General features: G+C 65.5%; 18 protein-coding genes and 1 pseudogene. 7 read left to right on the forward strand and 12 right to left on the reverse strand.

Going from position 1 to position 19,897, the window contains the following annotated elements:
• Positions 1 to 61 precede the first annotated feature (61 nt).
• From ACWPN7_RS28805 to ACWPN7_RS28820, 4 genes are all read right to left on the reverse strand, one after another.
• Complete coding sequence (locus ACWPN7_RS28805; RefSeq protein WP_459197443.1) at positions 62 to 664, reverse strand: potassium channel family protein; 603 nt, start codon at positions 662 to 664, stop codon at positions 62 to 64.
• A 127-nt stretch (positions 665 to 791) separates the two neighbouring features.
• Complete coding sequence (locus tag ACWPN7_RS28810; RefSeq protein WP_201041775.1) at positions 792 to 986, reverse strand: superinfection immunity protein; 195 nt, start codon at positions 984 to 986, stop codon at positions 792 to 794.
• A 50-nt stretch (positions 987 to 1,036) separates the two neighbouring features.
• On the reverse strand, positions 1,037 to 1,471 hold the full coding sequence (locus ACWPN7_RS28815; RefSeq protein ID WP_201041776.1) for a hypothetical protein: 435 nt from the start codon (positions 1,469 to 1,471) through the stop codon (positions 1,037 to 1,039).
• A 9-nt stretch (positions 1,472 to 1,480) separates the two neighbouring features.
• Positions 1,481 to 1,963, reverse strand: coding sequence for a helix-turn-helix domain-containing protein (locus ACWPN7_RS28820; protein WP_201041777.1), 483 nt, complete (start codon positions 1,961 to 1,963; stop codon positions 1,481 to 1,483).
• A gap of 167 nt (positions 1,964 to 2,130) precedes the next feature.
• Between ACWPN7_RS28820 and ACWPN7_RS28825 the strand changes: the two genes are divergently transcribed.
• From ACWPN7_RS28825 to ACWPN7_RS28855, 7 genes are read left to right on the forward strand one after another with little or no spacing between them, the layout of a single operon-like run.
• Positions 2,131 to 2,457, forward strand: coding sequence for a helix-turn-helix domain-containing protein (locus tag ACWPN7_RS28825; RefSeq protein WP_459197442.1), 327 nt, complete (start codon positions 2,131 to 2,133; stop codon positions 2,455 to 2,457).
• Positions 2,454 to 2,936 carry a hypothetical protein gene (locus ACWPN7_RS28830; RefSeq protein ID WP_407825465.1) on the forward strand — a complete coding sequence of 161 codons (483 nt, stop codon included), beginning with the start codon at positions 2,454 to 2,456 and terminating at the stop codon, positions 2,934 to 2,936. Before ACWPN7_RS28825 ends, ACWPN7_RS28830 begins: the two co-directional genes overlap by 4 nt.
• Positions 2,929 to 5,106, forward strand: a complete 2,178-nt coding sequence (locus tag ACWPN7_RS28835; protein WP_407825464.1) for a Mu transposase C-terminal domain-containing protein — start codon at positions 2,929 to 2,931, stop codon at positions 5,104 to 5,106. Before ACWPN7_RS28830 ends, ACWPN7_RS28835 begins: the two co-directional genes overlap by 8 nt.
• On the forward strand, positions 5,099 to 5,782 hold the full coding sequence (locus ACWPN7_RS28840; protein WP_459197441.1) for an AAA family ATPase: 684 nt from the start codon (positions 5,099 to 5,101) through the stop codon (positions 5,780 to 5,782). Before ACWPN7_RS28835 ends, ACWPN7_RS28840 begins: the two co-directional genes overlap by 8 nt.
• An 8-nt stretch (positions 5,783 to 5,790) precedes the next feature.
• On the forward strand, positions 5,791 to 6,372 hold the full coding sequence (locus ACWPN7_RS28845; RefSeq protein ID WP_459197440.1) for a hypothetical protein: 582 nt from the start codon (positions 5,791 to 5,793) through the stop codon (positions 6,370 to 6,372).
• Positions 6,372 to 9,755, forward strand: coding sequence for a hypothetical protein (locus ACWPN7_RS28850; RefSeq protein WP_492273542.1), 3,384 nt, complete (start codon positions 6,372 to 6,374; stop codon positions 9,753 to 9,755). Before ACWPN7_RS28845 ends, ACWPN7_RS28850 begins: the two co-directional genes overlap by 1 nt.
• Entirely contained in the window at positions 9,745 to 10,152 is a 408-nt protein-coding gene (locus ACWPN7_RS28855; RefSeq protein ID WP_201041862.1) for a hypothetical protein, read from the forward strand. Before ACWPN7_RS28850 ends, ACWPN7_RS28855 begins: the two co-directional genes overlap by 11 nt.
• A 56-nt stretch (positions 10,153 to 10,208) precedes the next feature.
• Here ACWPN7_RS28855 and ACWPN7_RS28860 read toward each other — a convergent pair whose 3' ends face one another.
• The 8 genes and pseudogenes from ACWPN7_RS28860 to ACWPN7_RS28895 all read right to left on the reverse strand — a co-directional run bounded on the left by ACWPN7_RS28860 (position 10,209) and on the right by ACWPN7_RS28895 (position 19,887).
• Complete coding sequence (locus ACWPN7_RS28860) at positions 10,209 to 10,739, reverse strand: ion channel (protein ID WP_459197438.1); 531 nt, start codon at positions 10,737 to 10,739, stop codon at positions 10,209 to 10,211.
• 89 nt (positions 10,740 to 10,828) lie between these two features.
• Positions 10,829 to 13,399: a DEAD/DEAH box helicase gene (locus tag ACWPN7_RS28865; protein WP_492273740.1), complete on the reverse strand. Its 2,571-nt coding sequence runs from the start codon at positions 13,397 to 13,399 to the stop codon at positions 10,829 to 10,831.
• Positions 13,400 to 13,522: 123 nt separating this feature from the next.
• Positions 13,523 to 13,606: pseudogene (locus ACWPN7_RS28870) on the reverse strand (hypothetical protein); the annotation flags it as partial.
• 712 nt (positions 13,607 to 14,318) lie between these two features.
• Positions 14,319 to 15,248, reverse strand: a complete 930-nt coding sequence (locus tag ACWPN7_RS28875) for a YsnF/AvaK domain-containing protein (RefSeq protein ID WP_459197436.1) — start codon at positions 15,246 to 15,248, stop codon at positions 14,319 to 14,321.
• A gap of 4 nt (positions 15,249 to 15,252) precedes the next feature.
• Entirely contained in the window at positions 15,253 to 15,669 is a 417-nt protein-coding gene (locus ACWPN7_RS28880) for a YsnF/AvaK domain-containing protein (protein WP_103039891.1), read from the reverse strand.
• Positions 15,670 to 15,677: 8 nt separating this feature from the next.
• Positions 15,678 to 15,806 (reverse strand): hypothetical protein, encoded by a 129-nt coding sequence (locus ACWPN7_RS28885; protein ID WP_257722226.1) that lies wholly within the window; start codon positions 15,804 to 15,806, stop codon positions 15,678 to 15,680.
• Between the two features lie 368 nt (positions 15,807 to 16,174).
• Positions 16,175 to 18,211, reverse strand: a complete 2,037-nt coding sequence (locus ACWPN7_RS28890; protein ID WP_492273543.1) for a hybrid sensor histidine kinase/response regulator — start codon at positions 18,209 to 18,211, stop codon at positions 16,175 to 16,177.
• Between the two features lie 512 nt (positions 18,212 to 18,723).
• On the reverse strand, positions 18,724 to 19,887 hold the full coding sequence (locus ACWPN7_RS28895) for an iron-containing alcohol dehydrogenase (RefSeq protein WP_459197434.1): 1,164 nt from the start codon (positions 19,885 to 19,887) through the stop codon (positions 18,724 to 18,726).
• Positions 19,888 to 19,897: the final 10 nt, after the last annotated feature.

Consider the following 19,897-nt stretch of genomic DNA (forward strand, 5'->3'; position numbering starts at 1 on the left):
CACGCTTCGAGTTCGCACAGGGCTTCGGCAACGCGGTCCTGTCATCGAAAACCACGAGCGGTCATTGGCCTTCCGCCTTGCCGTCACCGTGCGCCGAACTGATGACAAGCAGCAGGTCTCCGGGCTGGATGATATGGCGGTGACGCTCCGTGAAGGGAATGGCGCGGCCATTGCTGTGGATCTGCACAACCACGCCGGCGGTCGCCATTGCCATGGTCTTGCCGATTTCGTCCTGGGCCGCCGGGCGCTCCGTCAGCACCATTTGGCCACCCACCGACATGAGGTCGCACAGGAATGGCGTGTCATGGCTGGTTTCCACGGCATCGGCCATGAGATAGCCACCGATCCTGGGCGGCGACACCACCAAGTCGGCGCCGCTCAGCTTGGCCAGTTTGATGTTCTCCTCCTGCTTGATGTTGCCCACGATTTTGGTGCCGGCGGACAGATGGCGGACGGTCAGGATCACCAGAATGGTGGTGTCGTCCCGGCCCGAGCTGACGATCACCGCCTTGGCGCTTCCCACGCAGGCCCGGGTCAGTATCTCTTCGCTGGTGGCGTCGCCGAGCAACCCGATGAACCCCGCCTCGGCCGCCAGCCGGATGCGTTCCTCCGATTGGTCGATTGTGGGGAGGTAACCGGAATGGCACGCTTCAGGGGGTATCAAAAATTGGCCCAGAGCGTTGATTTATTTGATGGTTTTGTGGTCTGGGCCGCGGTTGCCGATTTGGCACAAAATGGGTAGAAGCGAGCGAAATCGCCGGGGATTTTGGCACACTTTTACCGCTTTATGCTCACTTCCCGTGTCTGCCTGAGAACGCCCAGGCCAAAGCAATTACCCACCCGATGAACGTCCATCCTAAGAACAGATTTATGACCACAATGCCGCCTTTGCTCACATGTGAGCGATTGAAGGCGACAATGGATGGAGCAAAATAAACAAACAAGCTTAGCAACCAGAACACAAAAACCGGACCGGAAGCGTCCATCTTATATCTCCTAACAGATCATGAAGTTTTTTGTTGTATCATCATTTTACTCAACGGCGTCGCTGAGATTTTCCGAGATTATCCTGCCAATCTGTGAGAAATGCCTCGGCCTTGGCGAACATTTCTTTGGGGATGAGACGATAGCTCGGAACAAGGCGATGCCCGCCGCCAAGGTGCCTGAACAGCTCACCATAGACGCTGCCAAATGAGCGCCGTCCGCGACCAGCGATGATTCCTACCAGCTCCTGAATACGGCCAGCTTGGGCATCGGTGATGTGGTCATTGCCTGGACGAACCACCACTTCCATCCGCTCGACGATCTTTTTGCCCTGAATAATCGTCACATTGCTGTGGCTACCCGTTCTTACATTGACGGACCGATCAACCGAAGTTGCCCCGTTGGCCTGCGGCGCGGCGGGAGCATTCTTGAGCATGTTGAACACCCGTTCCACGCGATCATCCTTGCCACTGCCCACCGACATCATGAAACCTCGTTATCCCGTCATAAGGCGGAGGATGCGTCCAACTTTCTTTGGATCAGACGTTGCTTCCCCCTCGTTACAATCTTCCATTGCCATTTCATAAAGTTCTGTAAATACAGCGGACTTTTGGTGCGGAGGAAGCACGCGGCCGTTGTTCTCCAGCCATTCCTCCACCTGAGCTATCACCTGCTCCAACAGGTTGCGGTTCAACGCCGAGGCGGTTTCCTTCCATGGGGTAATTGGAAAAGGCACAACGCCACTGCCGGGCTCGTCAGCGCGTACTGCCCCCTCGCCCGTTAAGAGCCATTCCAATCGAACACCAGCTACACGGGCTATTTTAACGGCATCAGATGCACGAGGCTCTGATTTGCCGTCCGTATAGTTAGCCATTGTCCGTTGGGGCATATCGCAAGCCCTGGCTAAAGCAGCGGTGCCGCCCGCGGATTGAGCCAAAATTTTCAGCCTGTCGGCTAGGGCTGCGTGGTCAGAGTTCATTGCCGGAACTCTGACCACGGGCCGCGATGAACAGTGACCGGTCAAACTTCGCCCAACTCATTGAAAAGCTAGGCAAATCAGAAAATTTTGGCAAATAGCGGCGCCTGCCGAACTTTGACGGCAGATTTTGGCTTGATGACAAAGCCGAAATAGGCTTAACTCGGTTCATGGAACTTTACCCGTCAAGCTCAGACATCCCGAAAAAAGCCCGCGTACGCGGGCCATGGATCGTGTTCCGGCTGCGTGTAGCCGGTTCCAGTCTGACGGCCATCGCCGCCGAACTGGAGGTGACGAAAGCCGCAGTCAGCGACGCCATCGTAAGCGGATCGTCCGAGCGTCTGGAGAGGGCGGTTGCCGAGAAGCTCCACCTGCCCGTCCAGAACCTCTTTCCCGAGCGCTATGACGCCGCCGGCTGCCGCCAGCGTCCCAAGCGCAAACGTACCACGCCCCCCTCAGCCCGCAATGGCAAAGGTCAGGAGGCCGTGCAGACATGAGCCGCCGCCGTCCCACTCCCACCAGCCCACACCCAGCGCAGTTCAGCATGCTCCCGGACGCCTACTCCCCGCTTCCCCGAACGCCCGCCGCTCTGCCGGGTAGCCTGGGCTGCGCGACCCGCGTGGCCGGTTTGGTTGCCTACGGCCTGGATCAGGCGCGGTTGGAACGGGGGCGCAGCCGGGATGACGTTGCAACCCGTATGTCGGAGCTGACCGGGGAACGGATCAGCAAGGACATGCTGAACGCTATGACGGCCGAGAGCCACCAAGGCCACCGCTTTCCCCTTCAATGGCTGCCGGCCTTCACGGAAGCCACTGGTTGCTATGACCTCTACACGCAGATGGCCGAGTTGATTGGTGCCATGGTGCTGATCGGTCAGGACGTGATCGCCGCGAAGATGGCCGAACAGGACCGGATCGCGGCCCAAGCTCAAGCCACAAAGCGCCGCCTCGCGCGGATGGTGGGTCGCTATGCGTGATGCTCTCACCGCCGCCGAAATAGCCGGCCTCGGCGGAGTGTTGCCTGTTCCTGCTGAAAGTGTGTCCGGCACGATCCGGCGCCTCAAGCGCGAAGGCTGGCCGTCCCGGCCCCGCGAAGGGCGGGGTGGAGGCCGGGAGTATCCCATTGCGTCATGGCCCGAACCGCTACGGAAGGCGCTGTTGGATGCGATCAAACGGCGCGTCCCACAGATTTGCGAGGTGCTCGAAATTGCTGATGAGCCCACCGCATCCTTGCCCATTCCTGCGGAAACGGTTCCCCTCCCTTCCCTTATCTCCACCCCCGATCCGACCCAGATTGCCGATTGGCAGCGTCGCACCCGCGACGCCCGCGCCGCCCTCCTTCAGGAGGTGGACCGGCTCCAGGCGCTTGCCGGGCATCGGGCACCGGGTCGAGCCATCGACCTGATCGTGGAAGGCGCCCGCACCGGCGACCTTGCCCCGACGCTCCGGTCCCTGGTGCCGGTTGCGAACGGCAAGGCCGGTAAGAACGGCGCCCGCACCCTGTCGCGCCGGACCCTCTACCGCTGGTATGGGGACCGGGCTGAAAGCGGCATTGCCGGGCTTGTCCCCAGAGACCCTAACAGGCCGGCGCCCGTGCCCGCATGGCTGGCGCCGCTGCTCAAGCTGACCCAGACGCCGACGAAGCGCTCCCTTCAGGCTGTCCTGGAGGATCTGCCGAAACACCTCCCTCCCGGCGTCTCGGCACCCAACGCCTCCACGGCACGCCGCTGGCTGGACAAGGTGGCGCCCCAGGTGCGGCACAAAGGACGGCTCGGCCCGCGTGCACTGTTGGCACTGAAGGCGTTCCGCCGCCGTGACACCTCGTGCCTGGAACCGCTCGATGTGGCGGTGGCTGACGGCCACACCTTCCGAGCCAAGGTCGCTCACCCCATCACGGGCAAGCCGATGCAGCCCGAGGTGATGGCGGTGATCGACGCCGCCACCCGCTACGCCTTCGGCTGGTCAGCCGGCCGGGCGGAAAGCACGGACGTGGTGATGGATGCCCTCCGCCACGGCGTCAGCGCCCTCGGCCTGTTCGCCATCCTCTACACCGACAACGGCAGCGGCTTCGTCAACGACGTCGTGTCGGACGAACTGACCGGCTACTACGCCCGCCTGGGCTGCCTGCACGAAAAGGCGGAACCGGGGCGCGCCCAGGCGCGTGGCTTGATCGAGCGCTCCAACCAATCACTGTGGCGGCGGTCGGCGAAGAAGCTGCCGACCTACACCGGTCGCGACATGGACCGCGAGGCGGCCAAGCGCATCGAAAAGCTGATCGAGCGCGACATCAAGGAGGCTGGCGCGTCCCGCTACCTGATGTCCTGGCAGGACTTTCATACCTTCCTGACGGAAGAGGTCGCGGCGTACAACAACCGCCCCCACCGCGCCCTGCCGAAGATCCGGGATCCGCAAAAGGGCACCCTCCGCCACATGAGCCCGGCGGAATGCCTCCAGTCCTGGCGAGACAAGGGTTGGCAGCCGATGACGGTATCGGCTGCCGAGGCGGACGATCTGTTCCGGCCGTACGAGCGCCACCGGACGTGGCGTGCCGAAGTGCAGCTTCCTTGGGGGCGCTACTTCCACAAGGATCTGGAGCCCTTCCACGGCGACAGCGTGCTGGTCGGCTACGACATCCACGACGGTTCGAAGGTCTGGGTGCGGACACTGGAAGGCCGCCTGATCTGCGTCGCACAGCGCGACGGCAACCTCACGCCCTACATGCCCGCCTCCAAGGTGGAGCATGCCCGCCAAAAGCGGGCGGACGGCCAGATCAAGCGCAAACAGCGGCAGATCGACGACATCCGCGTTGAAGCCGCCGGCTCCGGCTCCGTTCTCGACCTCACCGCCGAAACGGTCCTCACTCCCGACGAGATCGCGGCGGCCGAAACGTTCTACGCCGCCATCGAGCCGCCGCCCCCAACGGTTCCGGCCCCGCCTTCGGACGAACGCCCCCGCTTCGCCGATGACCAGTCCTGGGCACGTTGGCTCGTCGCCCACCCGGAGGCGGCCACCGCCGACGACCGCAAGCATCTGGCGGACCAACTCCGCCGGAACTCCTTCCGCATGCTGATGGAGGCCGAAGGCGTGGACATCGCCGCGCTGGCCGCCATCGCCGCCACCCCGAAACGGATCACGACCGATGCGTAACCTCTACGTCAAGACCTCCAACACCACCCGCTTCCTGGCGAAGTTCGCCGCCTTGCAGGACCGCGGCGCCGAGGAAGCCTGCCTGATGGTGGTGGACGGCTCGCCCGGCCTGGGCAAGACGGAAACCGTTCAGTGGTGGGCCACCCAGCAAGGCATGGCCTTCCTGCGGGCCAAACAGGGCTGGACCCCGTCCTGGATGCTGCGCGAATTGCTGGGCGAACTCTCGGTCGCACCGCTGCGCACCTTCGAACAGATGTACCGGCAATCCCTGGAGGCGCTGGCTGCCCGGTCCCGGCTGGCGACGCAGGAGGGCGCCCTGTTCGCCGTGGTGGTGGACGAGATCGACCACATCGCCCGCCGCACCGACGCGCTGGAGACGCTGCGCGACCTCTCCGACATGCTGGAAATCCCCTTCGTTCTGGTCGGCATGGACCGGGTGCGCTCCAGCCTGACGCGCTACCGTCAGATCGGCTCCCGCGTCGGCCAGTTCTGCGAATTCCGCCCGCTCTCCCCCGATGACACCGCCGCCCTGGTGAGCGGCTTGGCCGAGGTCCCCGTGGCCGACTGCATGCTGGACTTCCTCCACCGCTCCTGCGGCGGGTACGTCCGCGAACTCAAGGAGGGCATCAAGGCCATTGAGCGCTGCGGGCGGCGCAACGCCGGACCGGTGATCTGACCCGGTCCGTGCGCGTCCATTGGTACCTCAACCCCATGGGCGCGCTGACCTTTGCCCGCGGTGGCCGCCCGACGGACGAACCGCCATCGGCCATGCTGCGGGCTGGTGTCGATTTCATCACGACGGTGACGGAAGACCGCGTGTCTGGCATTCCGCCGCGCACCGTGCGCGTCCGCTACGCCCGCAACGACAAGGTGCTGTCCGCAAACGACATGGTGACGGAGGTGTCACCGGAGGATCGCGCGGCCCTGATGGCCGAGTGGCTGGAAGAGGTGTCGCCGGACGATCCGGACCTCGTGGCGGCGTGCCCGATCCCGCGGGAAGAGCCGGTTGACACCCGGCTGTCAACCAGCGCGGCGGCGGCGGCCGAAGCCGTCGAGCGCAGGAACGATGGGTGGGACCCGCCCGCCCGGCACAAGTTGCCGCTGAAGCGGCTGCCGACCGAACACATCGGCCAAATCGTCACCGTGATCGACGCGGAGCATCCCGACGTTGGGGCGGCTGGGCGGCTGGGCCGCATCGCCGAGGTGAAGGTGGATCTGAGCGGCGAGGACAACGCGGTGTGGGTGATCCTGGGGGGGGCCGCCTGATGGCGCACGAGGCGATGATCGCTGGGAAGAACGCCGCGCTGAAGGCCACGCTCGACCCAGCCGGATGGATGCCTGCCGCCTCGGTGGACCTGATCCGCGAGCCAGATGGGGTGAGGGCACGGTCGGCTGCGCCGGGGGTGGAGGGGGCACCAGTGCCGCTGCGTGGGACCTGGAACGATCCGGAGTTAGTCAGCTTCGCGGCGCTGTATGACACGAACCTCGATCAGGTGGACACGCACGAGCTGCGCTTCTACGCCGATACGGCGCGCAGCGAGCTGCTGTGGACCTCTGGACGGGTGCCGGTGATCCAGCCGCCGCTCGATCCCGCGGATCTGGAGTTCGAGGATGAGCGCAAGTTCGCGGGCGGCCTGTATCCCGACGACTGGCTGGCATGGCCGGCCAATGTCTACCTGTTTCCGCCGGGCATCTACGCGCAGTCCCGCTACAACAATGGACGCTATCACCCGGAGACAAACCCTTACGGGCATACCGGCAAGGGCGGGACGTTGGCAAACTGGGTGCGGTCCGGAAAGGATGGCGTGACGATCTGGAACGCCATGGCCGCGCTCTTCAACAGCATCAACTTCGTGACCGAGCGGTCCGCCGTCGCCGAGATCTACCGGCGCTGCCAGGACTTGGTGGCGCAGATCACCGCTGGCAGCACGTCTGCGCTCGCCTTCCCGGCGGTTGACAAGTCGCTCGTGACCGGGCCGGACATCGTGGATCTCATTGTCTACGATACCCGCCTGGACGACCGCTTGCCGGACGGTAGCCGGTGGAACGAGCCCGGCCGCTGCTCCGCGCTGTCCTACTGGGGCGAGGCGCAGGGGTCTTACCGCGGCGTGAAGCGAGACTTCCCGATGGTCGCAGGCATCATCGCGCTCCAGACCCGCATCCTCATTTTCGATCTGCTGGATCTGGACCCGGTGACCGGCGCGCCTCGCCTGTGGGCAAGCACGAATGCAGCCGGAAATGGGCTGATCTCCTGCGGCTCCACCCTTCCAATCACCTCCATCACAGCCCGCAACGGCTATATTTACGTCGGCACCGGCATGGGACTGCACATCATTAGCCTGACCGGCGACTGGTGCGAGCGGTACGACAATGGTGGTCGCAGGCGGAGGCTCGGCACCATCGCCCAGCGCAACGCCGTGCTGAGCGAGGGTCCGGTCAATGCCGCTGCCGCGCTGCCCGCAACGGGCATTAACTGCGTGCGCGCTCACGTCTATCCCGGCGCTCCTTTGGATACCGCCGGAATGCCGATCCCCACCGTCGCGGTGACGACCTCGGGCAGCGTGTCGGTGATCCACCCAACCGGGATGGTGGTGAGCATTACTGGCGGGGCTTACACGGGGGCCGCCTTTTTTGGCGCGGGCCGTCTCTGCGCGTTTCTTGCGGGCTCCGACCAGCGTTTCGAGGTTGGGCCTTTGCCGTACGCCAGCGTGGACCGCGCTGCGTGGCGGCAGGGCTACTACAACAACGGTGCCGGCCCGCGGCTGCTAGCGCACATTGGCGGCACGGCGACAGCGGTCGCGCCCGGCGCTCTGGGTACGAGTACGGGCGTTTCCCTGCTTGCGGAAGACGAAGCCAATCCGGCCAACGGGATGGTCGCCAACATCTCAACCGTCTCAAACACCGGCTGGATGCAGGGCGACGTGCGGTTGGCTGCGCTCTGCGACTTCATGACGGGAAGCGTCACCGGCCTGGATATGATCATTAACGGCGGCTTCGACCTCGGCATCGCAAATTGGGCGCAAGGGACCGCTGCCTCCATATCGGTTGTCGCGGGCAAAATGCGCGTCGCCTCCGCGAGCGACGCCTGGGTGATCGCCGAGCAAAACCTCCCTGCGGTGGTGGGACAGACCTACGCGGTGGCCGCTAACGCTAACAAGGGGACGGCGGGGTCCGGAGTGGTCCGGTGCTGGGGCGTTGAGGGGGCGCCGGTAGACCGCACGGCAACCTCTACCATCGATTTTGCCCAGAGCTGGCAGGTCACGGCGGCGGCGGCGGTGACCACCGTACAGCTTCAAGTCCGGCCGGTTGCCGGCAGCGCGGGCCAGTATGCCGAGTTTGACAACATCTCGGTTCGACCCTGCTCCGCCGACCGCTCTTACAACGCGGTGCCGCTTACGGTGATGGGCACCACGCCGCTGATGCGCACAGCCGTAGCGGCGGGCGGCATGGTGGAGTGGAGCGGCTGGTCAACGACGGCTTGGCTGGAGCAGCCGTTCAGCGCACGCCTTAATGTGGGCTCTGGGCCGCTGTCCATGCCTATCGTCTTTCGCGCGGGTGAGGGGGCCGGTGCCGAAACGCTGGTCTCCCGCGATAGCACGCCCTCGGGCGCCCGCTGGCGGCTGTTGCTGACGGCCGGCGGCTCACTCCAACTGGTCGCATCCGATGGCACCAACACCGCCACAGCCATCACGTCTGCGACCTATCGTGACGGCACCCGCCGCGAAGTTGTCCCGGTGATCAGCCGGTCACTGGCCCGGCTGGAAATCTGGGTGGACGGCGAACTGGCCGCCACGGCGGCGCTCGGCTCTCTGGGCTCCCTGGACAACGCGGCTGCCACCCTCCGCGTCGGCCTGGACCAACAGGGCGCCAACCCGGCGACGAGCTGCGCTATCTCCATGCTGCGGGTCAGCGCATCGGAAATGTCTCCCGCGCAAATCCGGCGCTCCGCCGCCGACATGCGCCCGGTGCTGGCCGGCATGCCGATCTTCCTGGCCGGCGCCGCCGGCATCACGGCGTTGTCCCGCTGCCCCCTCTCCGACCGACTGTTGGCCTGCACGGCGGCGGGGAGCAACGTCTTCCGTGGATTTGCGCGGACCGCCTTCCATTCGTCGGCGAACATCACCAGCACCACCAGCAACTCCCACAAGGCGGGCTCACTCGGTGGCGGCATGCTGCTGCTCGGGACAGCGGCGCAGTCGGCCGCGCTGATCGACGCGCTGGGCGGCAAGGAGGCGCTTCTGGCCGGCGGCCCGCGGCCGGTTGCGCGGCCATGGACGGTCGTTGGGCGGACGATTGATGCCACTCCAACTATGATCGGCCCGCGCATTTTCGTTGGCGAACGGGAGACTGGCACCGCCATCATTCTGATGAAGGGGCGCAGTTCTGGCGCCTCCGCATCGGACGACCTGACATATCATCGGCGTGTGGACTGGTACCGCGACGCCGGAGGTGACGTCACCTTCCGTGGTTCAGTCTTGCCAGTTTCCCCCGACAGCGAGACCACCTCTTCGTGCGATTGCACCTTTGTCTCTGACAGCGCCAGCCAGACCATTGGGGTTCGCGTCATTGGCAAGGCTGCGGCCACCATTGCTTGGGAAGGTGCCGTTACCGTTTATCGTGGACCGGCGGAGGCCACCTATGCGCAGTGACGATATGATCGATACCTACGGAGCCGGCCGGTATCTGCTCCGTTGGCAGCTCGTGGACGGACAGCCCCGGTGCCTGGATGATGCCTTTCCGGTGGCGTCCACGCCGGCCGCCATGCTGGACCAGCAGCGGGACCGCAACGCCCACCTTCGGGCACGCCTCGCCGCCGTGGAGGCATTCGAGGCGTCTACGGCTCTTCTTGCCCGCACCGGGAATGCCGACGACTTCGACCCTGAGCGGGAAGCGGCCATTGTCACTGTGCGGGATGCCTCTGACTTGACCCGCGCCTACGCGCTCGTCCGGCTGGGCTGCCCGCAGGAACCCACGCTGGGCGATGAGCCGTCCGCCGAGTGGCTGGCCTATCAGCAGGCGGTGGGAATCATCACAGAGGAAGGGTAAGCGGAACTACTTCCGTGTCAAATCAGGTGCCGTTTTGTGCCAAATCGCACGGCGCGCTACACGATCACGACGATCCGTTCGCACGGATGTCCCTTGGCGACCGTCTCCTGCGCGGCGATGAAGCCACTGTGCCCGAAGCCGCACAGCACGATATGCCCCTGCAGATGCTTCTGAATTCGGCTCATTCGGAAATCCTCGATGATCCGCTGCACGACGAATTCGTAGGCGGTGCCCAGGAAGATGAACCAGATGAAGATGCGGATGGGCGTGACCGCGAAGGCATCGATCAGCCGCGCGGTGTGGCTGACCGGAACGATGTCGCCGTAACCGACGGTGGTGACGGTGATCATCGCGAAGTAGAGGATGTCAGGAAAGCTGACATGGCCGTCGATCTGGTCCTTCAGTCCATCGCGGTCGAACCAGAACACCGCAATGACCAGGGCGATCAGGACGATGACAAGCCCGACACGAAGGGCGAGCGTCTGTTCCGCCGACATTCCGGAGCGGACATGAAGAACCCGGCCTTGCCGGGGCTTAGATTTGATCCGCCACATCTCGTTGTCATTCCGCTCGCCAAGCTTCGGCATGGGCCATCCATCGAATGACACTCCCGGCCATCATAACGGGGATCGCCGCGTGTCGCTCCACAATGTGGCCATGTGGAGCGACTGTCCGGTCAGGCCGTGCCGACAGGCGGAAGCTGATCGAGCACGGTGCGCGCGTTGTTCAGGATATCCAACGGTCCTTCGGCGCTCAGCGCAAAGACGAGGCGGTCGTCTGTCCGACGCACCTGTCCGGTCCACAGACGCTCCAGCGCCGCTTCGCGCACGGCCCGGCAGCGTGTGTCGTTCAGGGTCAGCGAAACGCCAGAGGGTCCGGCGGCCAAGGCGGCGACGCCCAGCCGTCGGCAGCGCGCGCGGAGCGCGGCGGTTGCCAGCAACAGCTCGACCTCCTCCGGCAATGGCCCGAAGCGGTCCTCGATCTCTTCGCGCAACGGCTCGGCCGCCGTTTCGTCGCGCAGACGCGAGAGGCGGCGGTGCAGGCCGATGCGCAAGTCCTCCTCCGGAAGGTAAGTGGCGGGAATGGTCTGCGGCACGCCCAGGCGCAGTTCGGGGGCATCGTCCATCTCGGAGCCGGCCAGCGCGCGGGCCAGCAGATGCTGGTACAGCTCGGTTCCGACCAAGCGCAGATGGCCGCTCTGATCGGTTCCCAGCAGGTCGCCCGCCCCGCGCTGGTCGAGATCGAGCAAACTGAGGGCGAAGCCACCGCCCAGGCTTTCGATCGCCTCAAGCGAGCCCAGCCGCCGCTCGGTTCGCTCGCCGAGCGGAGTGTCCGGATCGGTCAGCAGATAGGCGTAGGCCTGCGCTCCCCCGCGCCCGACCCGGCCGCGGAGCTGATGGAGCTGCCCGAGCCCGAACAGGTCGGGGCGGCGGATCACGATGGTGTTGGCACGGGGAATGTCGATGCCGGTCTCGATGATGGGGGTTGAAACCAGCACGTCGATCGTTCCTTCCGCCACATCGACCATGACCTGATTGAGTTCGGCAACGGGGAGGCGGCCGTGAGCGACGGCGATCGACAGACCGGGGACGAGCGCGCGCACCTCGGCCTCCAGCGCCGGCAGGTCGGCGATCCGCGGGGCGACGCAGAAGCTCTGTCCGCCCCGCGCCTTTTCGCGCATCAAGGCGGACCGGAGAACCGAAGGGTCATAGGGGGCGACCCGCGTGCGCACCGGGCGCCGCCGCACCGGAGGGGTATCGATGACGCTGACTCCGCGCAGTCCCGCCAGCGCCCCCTGCAGCGTCCGCGGAACCGGCGTGGCGCTGAGCGCCAGACAGTGGACGCCGGCCGAAAGCCGGGCCAATGCCCGCTTCTGCACGGTGCCGAAGCGCTGCTCCTCGTCGACCACGACCAACGCCAAGTCGGCGAAGCGCACCGTCTTCGACAAGAGGGCATGGGTGCCGACCGCGATCGCCACCGATCCGTCGGCGAGGCCTTCGCGCACGGTTTTTGCGGCCGACGCCGCCATGCCGCCGGTCAACGGCTCGATGCGCAGGCCCAAGCCGGCCAGCCGCCGTCGGAACACCTCCAGGTGCTGGCGGGCGAGCACGCTGGTCGGAGCAAGAACGGCAACCTGCCGGCCGGTGAAGGCGACCGCCGCCGCGGCGCGCAACGCCACTTCGGTCTTGCCGTAGCCGACGTCGGCGCAGACCAGATGGTCCATGGGGCGCCCGCTGGCGAGTTCGTCCATCACGGCGCTGATGGCGCGCCGCTGGCCTGCGGTCTCCTCGTAGGGGAAGCGGGCGGCCATGCGCCGCATCGGTCCGGCCGGCGGTGCGATCACGGGGGCTTTCGTGCGAGCCCGGCGCTTGGCCTGGCGCACAAGGCTTTTCGCGGTTCGGCCGATCTCGCGCTCCAACTCCGCACGGCGGGCGATCCAATTTCCACCCTTGAGCCCATCGAGCGCCACCCTGGCGTCGCTGCTGCCGTAGCGCCACACGCGGTCGAGGTCGGCCGCCGGCACCAGGAGCCGATTCTCGCGGGCATACTCCATCACCAGAACGTCTTCCGGCTGGCCTCCGGCCTCAACCGTGTCGAGCCCGCGCACCGCTCCGATCCCATAGTCGAGATGGACCGCAAGATCGTCGCACGACAGGTCGGCGGGTGCCAGCGGGGCGGCCGGGCCGGTTCCGCCTTCCGGGCGGGGGCGTTGGGCGAGCACCGTCACGCCGTCGAACGTGAAGCCCGCCGCGACCCGAAGCACCAGGGCTGCCGGCGTCACGGGGGGGCCATCCACCGGCCACCGGTCGAGCACCGGCACCGGCCGGCCGGTCGTCGCCGCCACCCGCTCCGCCATCCTGACCGCGTCGGCGGGGTTCGCGGCGGCAATGATTACGGATTCACCCGCGGCAATCCGCTCTCCGGCGAGGCGGGGGAGGGTGCGTTCGGACACCGCCGGCGCCTCGCCGGACGAGGCTTGCCCGTCGGGCTCCAGGGTCAGAACCACGCGCTCCCGCAACTCTGTCTCCCACGCGTCACGGTCGAGGTGCATGGCGGATGCGTCGGCGTCCTCCAACTCGTCGAACCACGCCTCCAGCCGGTCGCCAACGCCCTCGTCCATGACGACCGGACTGTTGGCGAGAAGCTCAAGCACACTCGGCAAGCGATCGTAGGCCAGGGGGAGCAGGCGCTCGAAGGCGTAGGGGCGTCGTCCGGCGGCGAGTTCCTCCGCGAGCCCTGCGGCCATCGGGTCCCTGCGACCCTCCAGCCCTTGGATCAACCGTGCGACGATCTCCGGTGCCGCCGGGATTTCGGTCACCGGATGAACGGTGATCCGGTCGCAATCGCCCGTCGAGCGCTGGCTTGCCGGATCGAAGGTCCGTATCCGTGCGACCCGGCCATCGACGATGTCGCAGCGGACGGGGCGGTCGGCGTCCCCCGGAAAGATCTCCACGACGGAACCGCGGAACGCGGCCTCCCCGGTTCGTCGATCCGTTCGTCGAGGATGTAGCCGCCGGCAATCAGGCGCTTCCGCCAAGCTTCCTCGTCATAGAGGGTGTCCGTCGCGATGAACAGCGCGACGTCGGGCCAGGCATCGGGGGGCGGAATACGTTGCAGCGCCGCCTCGGCGGTCGCGAGAACCAGCCGCCCGGCGCCTTTGGCCGGTCGGGACAAGGCGGCGATGGCGGCGGCGCGTTGCCCGAGCACAGCCCGCGATGGCTGGTCCCACTCGCCAAGGGGGACGTCCCAACCTGGAATAAGCACGACGTCCAGGTCCGGCGCGGCGTCCCGGATCACCCTGGCGAGCCGGACAGCCCGGGTGTCGCTGCGGGTTACGACCAATGGCGCCGCCTGTGAACAGGCGGCGCATCTGGCAAGCTCAATTGCCAGGGCACCTTCGGCCGGCGCGACGCAGGTCATTGACCGGTCCAACCGAAAAGCGGCGCGGTCGAATTGCATCAAGGACGCGGAATCAGGCATGGCACATTGCGTCAGGGGAAACGGGAACGGTTGGCTCTTAACAGCCGGACGCCCATTCATTCCCAACGGAGCGGACAAATTCGTTGGACGCTCCGTACGCGCTGCGTCCCTGTGGTCGGTCCGTGTGCGGAACAAGGGGCGGCGACGGCCGCCCCTTGATCTTTGTGAGGTGCCTACTGTGAGCGTTACCGCTCGATGTCGTCCCGGCGCCCGGTGTTCTCCACCCCAGTGCGCGACGGTCCGGTTCGGCCGTCCTCAACCTCAACCTCGGTGCGGCGAACCGTATCCGACACGGTCTGGGCGCGTTCCTCGACATCCTTGCGGATGACCACCTCTTCCTTGACCACCGCGCGCTTCTGGACCACCGCCTCTTCGTCGGTTTCGCTCACTTCGATGGTGCGTTCACGGAACGCGTCGGCCGGAACGTCTCCAACCTCGCGCATGATGGGACGGCGTTCAACCGAGACCGTCTCGTCGCGCAGACGAACCTGCTCCTCGACCGGTGTTTCGATCACATAGGTGCGCACGCGCACGACCCCGCGCTCCACGGCGCGCTTGCCGATGGACAACTCCTCTTCGGTGACCGGAACCACCTCTTCGCGACCGCTGCCAACCCCGGTGTTCATCGTGGCATCCGCCGTGGTGTCGGTCGTGTTCACGTTGCGGAATGCTTCGGCCGCGTTGCCGAGCTGGGCATTGCTTCCCGCCCCGCCAACTGCATAGCGTGCCCGCTCCTCGGCGGCCGACGCTTCGTCATATGGCGCGGCCGTCTCGTCGTAACCCGTCCATCCGCTCGAGCGGTACGCCTCGCCCCGGTGTTCGATATCGACAACGGTACCGCGCTCCAGAACCGCGATGGCCCGATCCACGTCCTCATCGTCCAACCGCAGCTTCAGAAGCGTGCCGCCACGCCGCATCCCCTCGGCATAGACGTGAGCATCGGTGTCCGGGACGTTCCAATTGCTCAGGCGGGACAGGAAGCCACCGCCGCCACCGGCGTCGCTGTGCGAGACGATCTCACCGACGCTGCGGTCGAAGCCTTCGGCTTCGAGATCCTGCAGGGCGGCTTCGGCGTCGGCGCGCGTATCGTAAAGGGCAATGATGGTCTTGTTCATGAGCCTAGTCCTCGTTGGGTTGGTCGGTCCTGGCATCCCGCACCCCAGGTTCGTCAATGAATTCGACGATGGCTTCTTCCGAACGGAGAGTGATCGGCTGCTCGGCTTGGACGGTGCTCGTGGTCTTGCGCAGATGGATCTCTTCCCGCAAAACCAGCCGACGTTCGACCACCAGCATCTCCTCGACCACCGGGATGATGGTTGTGGTGCCATCCTGGCGGATGTCCGGACGGGCATCGATGGCACGGTTCACCGGGACCCGAACGATCTCGACATCCTCGCGCTTCAGCGCCTGCCGGACGAGTTCCTCATGCTCGGTGACTTTGGTGGTCACCCGCACACGACCGCGCTCGACCTGGCGTTTGCCAACCGAGGCGGTTTCCTCATGAAGCGGAACGACCTCTTCGCGGTCGCTGGCCATGACGCACCCTAGCGCAAGAAAAAGTACAGGAGGATCGCGATCACGATCAGCCCGACGATGATCCACGTCCAATTGAGACCACCTGCGCTTGCAGCTTCATAAACACCAAACTTTTTGGGACCTTGATCGTTCGCCATGACGTCATCTCCGGCTGGGCCACTGGGGTCTTAACAGCAGCTCCTCTTCACCGTTCCGGTAAGGAAAGGAGAGATGAAAACAGGGCATTGTCTTTTGGCCTGGATGGGCTGGGAGCCCAGCCGTTGTGGCGCTCCGGCCGGCGCAACGATGTGCAAAGACCAGATAAAAAAAGGCCCGACTGCACGTCCGACATCGTTGGTGGAAGAGGTCGGGATTTCCCCGTTTTCCGCCATTGCGAAAACGCTGCGACAGAGCCGACAGCACTGAAGCGGACGGCATCGGTCCCCTGGTGAACCAGCCCGACTTCACCTGCGGCCTGCTGGAACAGGATACCGCCTAACCAGGGATGAGGGAGGCCAAAGAATTTTCAGCCGTCGCGCAGCATTGCATTCACCTGGGCGAGGAACTGGTCAATGGCAATGGGCTTGCTCAAAAGTCGTGTGTGTGGCGCCAGCAGTTCCTTGTCCAGCACGGCATTGCAGGTGTAGCCAGTCAAAAACATGACTTTCAGGTCCGGCCGCAATGACCGGGCTGTTTCCGCAACCCGTTGTCCGGTGATTCCTGGCAAGCCGACATCCGTTACCAGAAGGTCGATCCCCACCGGGGAGTTGAGGATGGCCAAGGCTTCGTTTCCATCCTCGGCCTCCCAGACCGTCGCCCCCTGCTCCCGGAGCGCTTCCACAAGCAGCATGCGGACAATCGGTTCGTCCTCCACCACCAGCACGGTTCCCGGCGCCGGCTGCTGCGGCTGATCGGGGGCCTTCACAGGGGCGGATGCGAGAGTTTCCGCTTCGTGAGAGCGAGGCAGGTACAGTTTCACGGAGGTTCCATGTCCCACTTCGCTGTCGATCCGGACATACCCACTCGACTGACGGGCAAAGCCATAGATCTGGCTCAACCCCAGCCCTGTTCCCTGACCAAGCGGCTTCGTCGTGAAGAATGGTTCGAAGGCACGGTCGAGAACGTCCGGCGGCATACCGGTTCCCGTGTCGGCCACCTCAAGCAATGTGTAGTCGCCGGGCCGCACTCCGGTCTCCAAAGCCGCCGCGGTTGCATCCAGATGGATGTTGACGCCCTGGATGGTGAGTTGTCCGCCATGGGGCATTGCATCGCGGGCGTTGATGGCCAAGTTCAGCAGCGCAGCCTCGACCTGGTTGGCGTCCGCCCAGATTGGCCACAACTCGGGAGCCAGCCGCGTCTCGACCCGGATCGCCTCGCCGACCGAACGTTCGATCAGGTCCCGCAGGCCAGCCACGAGCGTCTTGAGGTCGGTGCGCTCGGGTTGAAGCGGTTGTCGGCGGGAAAAGGCGAGCAGCCTTTGTGTCAGAGTCTTCGCCCGATCAACCGAGGTTCTGGCGGCGGTCACATACGCCTCGATGTCGCCATGCCCCGTCATGAGCCGCCGTTCGATGACCTCCAGACTGCCGCCAATGGCCTGAAGCAAATTGTTGAAGTCGTGCGCGATGCCGCCGGTCAGCTGGCCCACGGCTTCCATCTTCTGCGCCTGGAAGAGTGCCGCGCGGGTTTCTTCCAACGCTTCCTGCGCCAGCTTGCGTTCGGTGATGTCGCGGGTGACTTTGGCAAAACCGACGAGGCGCCCGTTGTCATCCCGGATCGCGTCAATGACGACGCTGGCCCAGAAGCGGGTGCCATCCTTACGGAGCCGCCAGCCTTCGGTTTCGAATTTTCCGGTTTGCTCAGCGGTGCGCAACCCTTGCAGCGGGATACCGGCGGCACGATCCTCAGCGGTGTAGAAGCGGGAAAAATGCTCTCCGATGATCTCCTCGGCAGCGTAGCCCTTCATTCGTTGGGCACCGGAATTCCAGTTCGTGACATGCCCGGTCGCATCGAGCATGAAGATCGCGTAGTCGACCACTCCCTGGACGAGCAGGCGAAAGCGTGCCTCGCTCTGTTGCAGAGCCTCCTGCGCCTGCTTGCGCTCGGTGACGTCGCGCGTGATCTTGGCAAAGCCAATCAGCTTCCCGGCGTCGTCACGGATGGGATCAATGATGACATGGGCCCAAAAGCGCGTGCCGTCCTTGCGGACCCGCCAACCTTCCGCCTCGAATTTTCCTTCGATCGAGGCGATGGAGAGCGCCCGCTGCGGCACTCCGGCACGCTGATCGTCATCGGTGTAAAAGCGCGAGAAATGCTGGCCGATGATTTCCGCGGCTGTGTACCCCTTGAACCGCTGGACACCCGGATTCCAGCTGGTCACGATCCCTTGCGGGTCGAGCATGTAGATGGCGTAATCGTGCACGCTGTTGACGAGCAGTTCGAATCGCCGCTCGCCCGACAGCGGCTCCCCGCCAACGCCGGTCGGCAACTCACTCTCCACCAAGAACTTCTCCGCAGCACGTCGAACGATGATGGCTACATTATCGCTGTTGCCGACGTCACTCAACGACACCGCATTTTGGGAAACCCAGGGTTGCTCGCACCTCGTACCAAGCCGGCAAGAGCGCACACCGCCTGGGCATCGACCGACCTGCGGCGCCGGGTGCAATCAGCCCACCCGCTCCGGCTTGGCGATGCCGGCGATGCGGATGATGGCCAGATCGCCGCGCTGATCGAGGGCTGCACAGTGCGTACGAAACGGAACAGGACGACCGGAGGGAAGTGAACCGCCTGTACGGCGGCATGAGCAGGGGAACGGGGCGAGCGGCCGAGAAGCTTCTCGCGCCCTTGTCGCATCAGTAACGGCCCGTGCCGTTTCCCCTCAACCAAAAGGGGAAACGGCACGCCGGGAACGAGGACTGCGATGAGGAAGGGGAACGACGTGCTTCGGCTCCGATACGGTCTCGCCATGAGCCACAACCAGATCCGGCGCAGCTCTCGGCCACGGTGAGGGAACCTCCGCAGCCGGCCACCGCACCGGCAAGGATGGGCTCGCGGCGGCGGCCCGCCCGCTTCAGATCAGAAGGCCGCGCGGAACAGCTCCTGGAAATCCGCCTCGCTGGTGTGGCGCGGATTCCAGCGGTTGTAATCGGCCACATAGCTGCGCCGGGCCATTTCGTCCAGCCGATCCTCGGTCACGCCCACATCGCGCAGGCGCGGCGGGATGCCGAGATCGGCGCACAGCGTCCGCAGGCCGTCCACGGCGGCCGCCGCGGCCTGGTCCGGGGGCAGACCGGCGGTGTCCACCCCCAGGATCTCGGCGACCCGGGCCAGACGCTCCGGCTTGGCCGGCACGTTGAAGGCCGCGGCGTAGGGCAGGCAGACCGCGTTGGCCAGGCCGTGCGGGACGGGGAACAGGGCGCCGACCGACATCGCCATGCAATGCACGTTGCCGAGGCCGGTGACGCCGAAGGACATCGCCGCCAGCGCCGACCCGCACAGCATGTCCAGCGCCGCCGGAACGTTGGTCCGGTCGGCGACGAAGGGGTGGATGCTGCCGGCGATCAGCGTCATCGCGTGCAGGTTCACAGCGTCGGAAAAGACCGTCGCCCGCTTGGACAGGTAGGATTCGAAGGCGTGCACGAAGGCGTCGACCCCGGCGTGCGCGGCGACATGGGCCGGCATCGAGCCGACCGCGAGGGGATCGAGGATGGCGACCTGCGCCGGGCTGAAGGCCGCGTGGCGGATGGCCATCTTGGTCTTGCGGGCGGTGTCGGTGATGACGCAGGCCCCCGACACCTCCGACCCGGTGCCGGCGGTCGTGGGCACGGCGATCAATGGCAGCGGACGGATCGCGAACTTTTCGATCCCCTCATAATCGGCGATCCGGCCGCCGTTGGTCATCAGGATGCCCACCGCCTTCGCCACGTCGATGGTGCTCCCCCCGCCGATGGCCAGCAGCGCCTGGGCGTCCTGCTCGCGGCAGCGTTCGTAGGCGGCCTGCACCGTCCAGTCGCCCGGCTCCGGTTCGATGCCGGTGAAGACGGACAGGGCGACGCCGCTGCCGGTCAGAAGCGCCTCGATCCGACGGAAGATGACGCTGTCGGCCAGGGCCGGGTCCAGCAGGACGAACAGGCGCACGGCGTTCCATTCGCGCAGGACGTCGGGAAGCTGCTCGTGCGCCCCGACGCCGAAGAGGATCTTCGTCGGGCAGGAGAAGGAGGAAACGGGGAAGGCGGACATGGCGGGGGCC

The sequence above is a fragment of the Azospirillum sp. UENF 312511 genome, assembly GCF_058780635.1.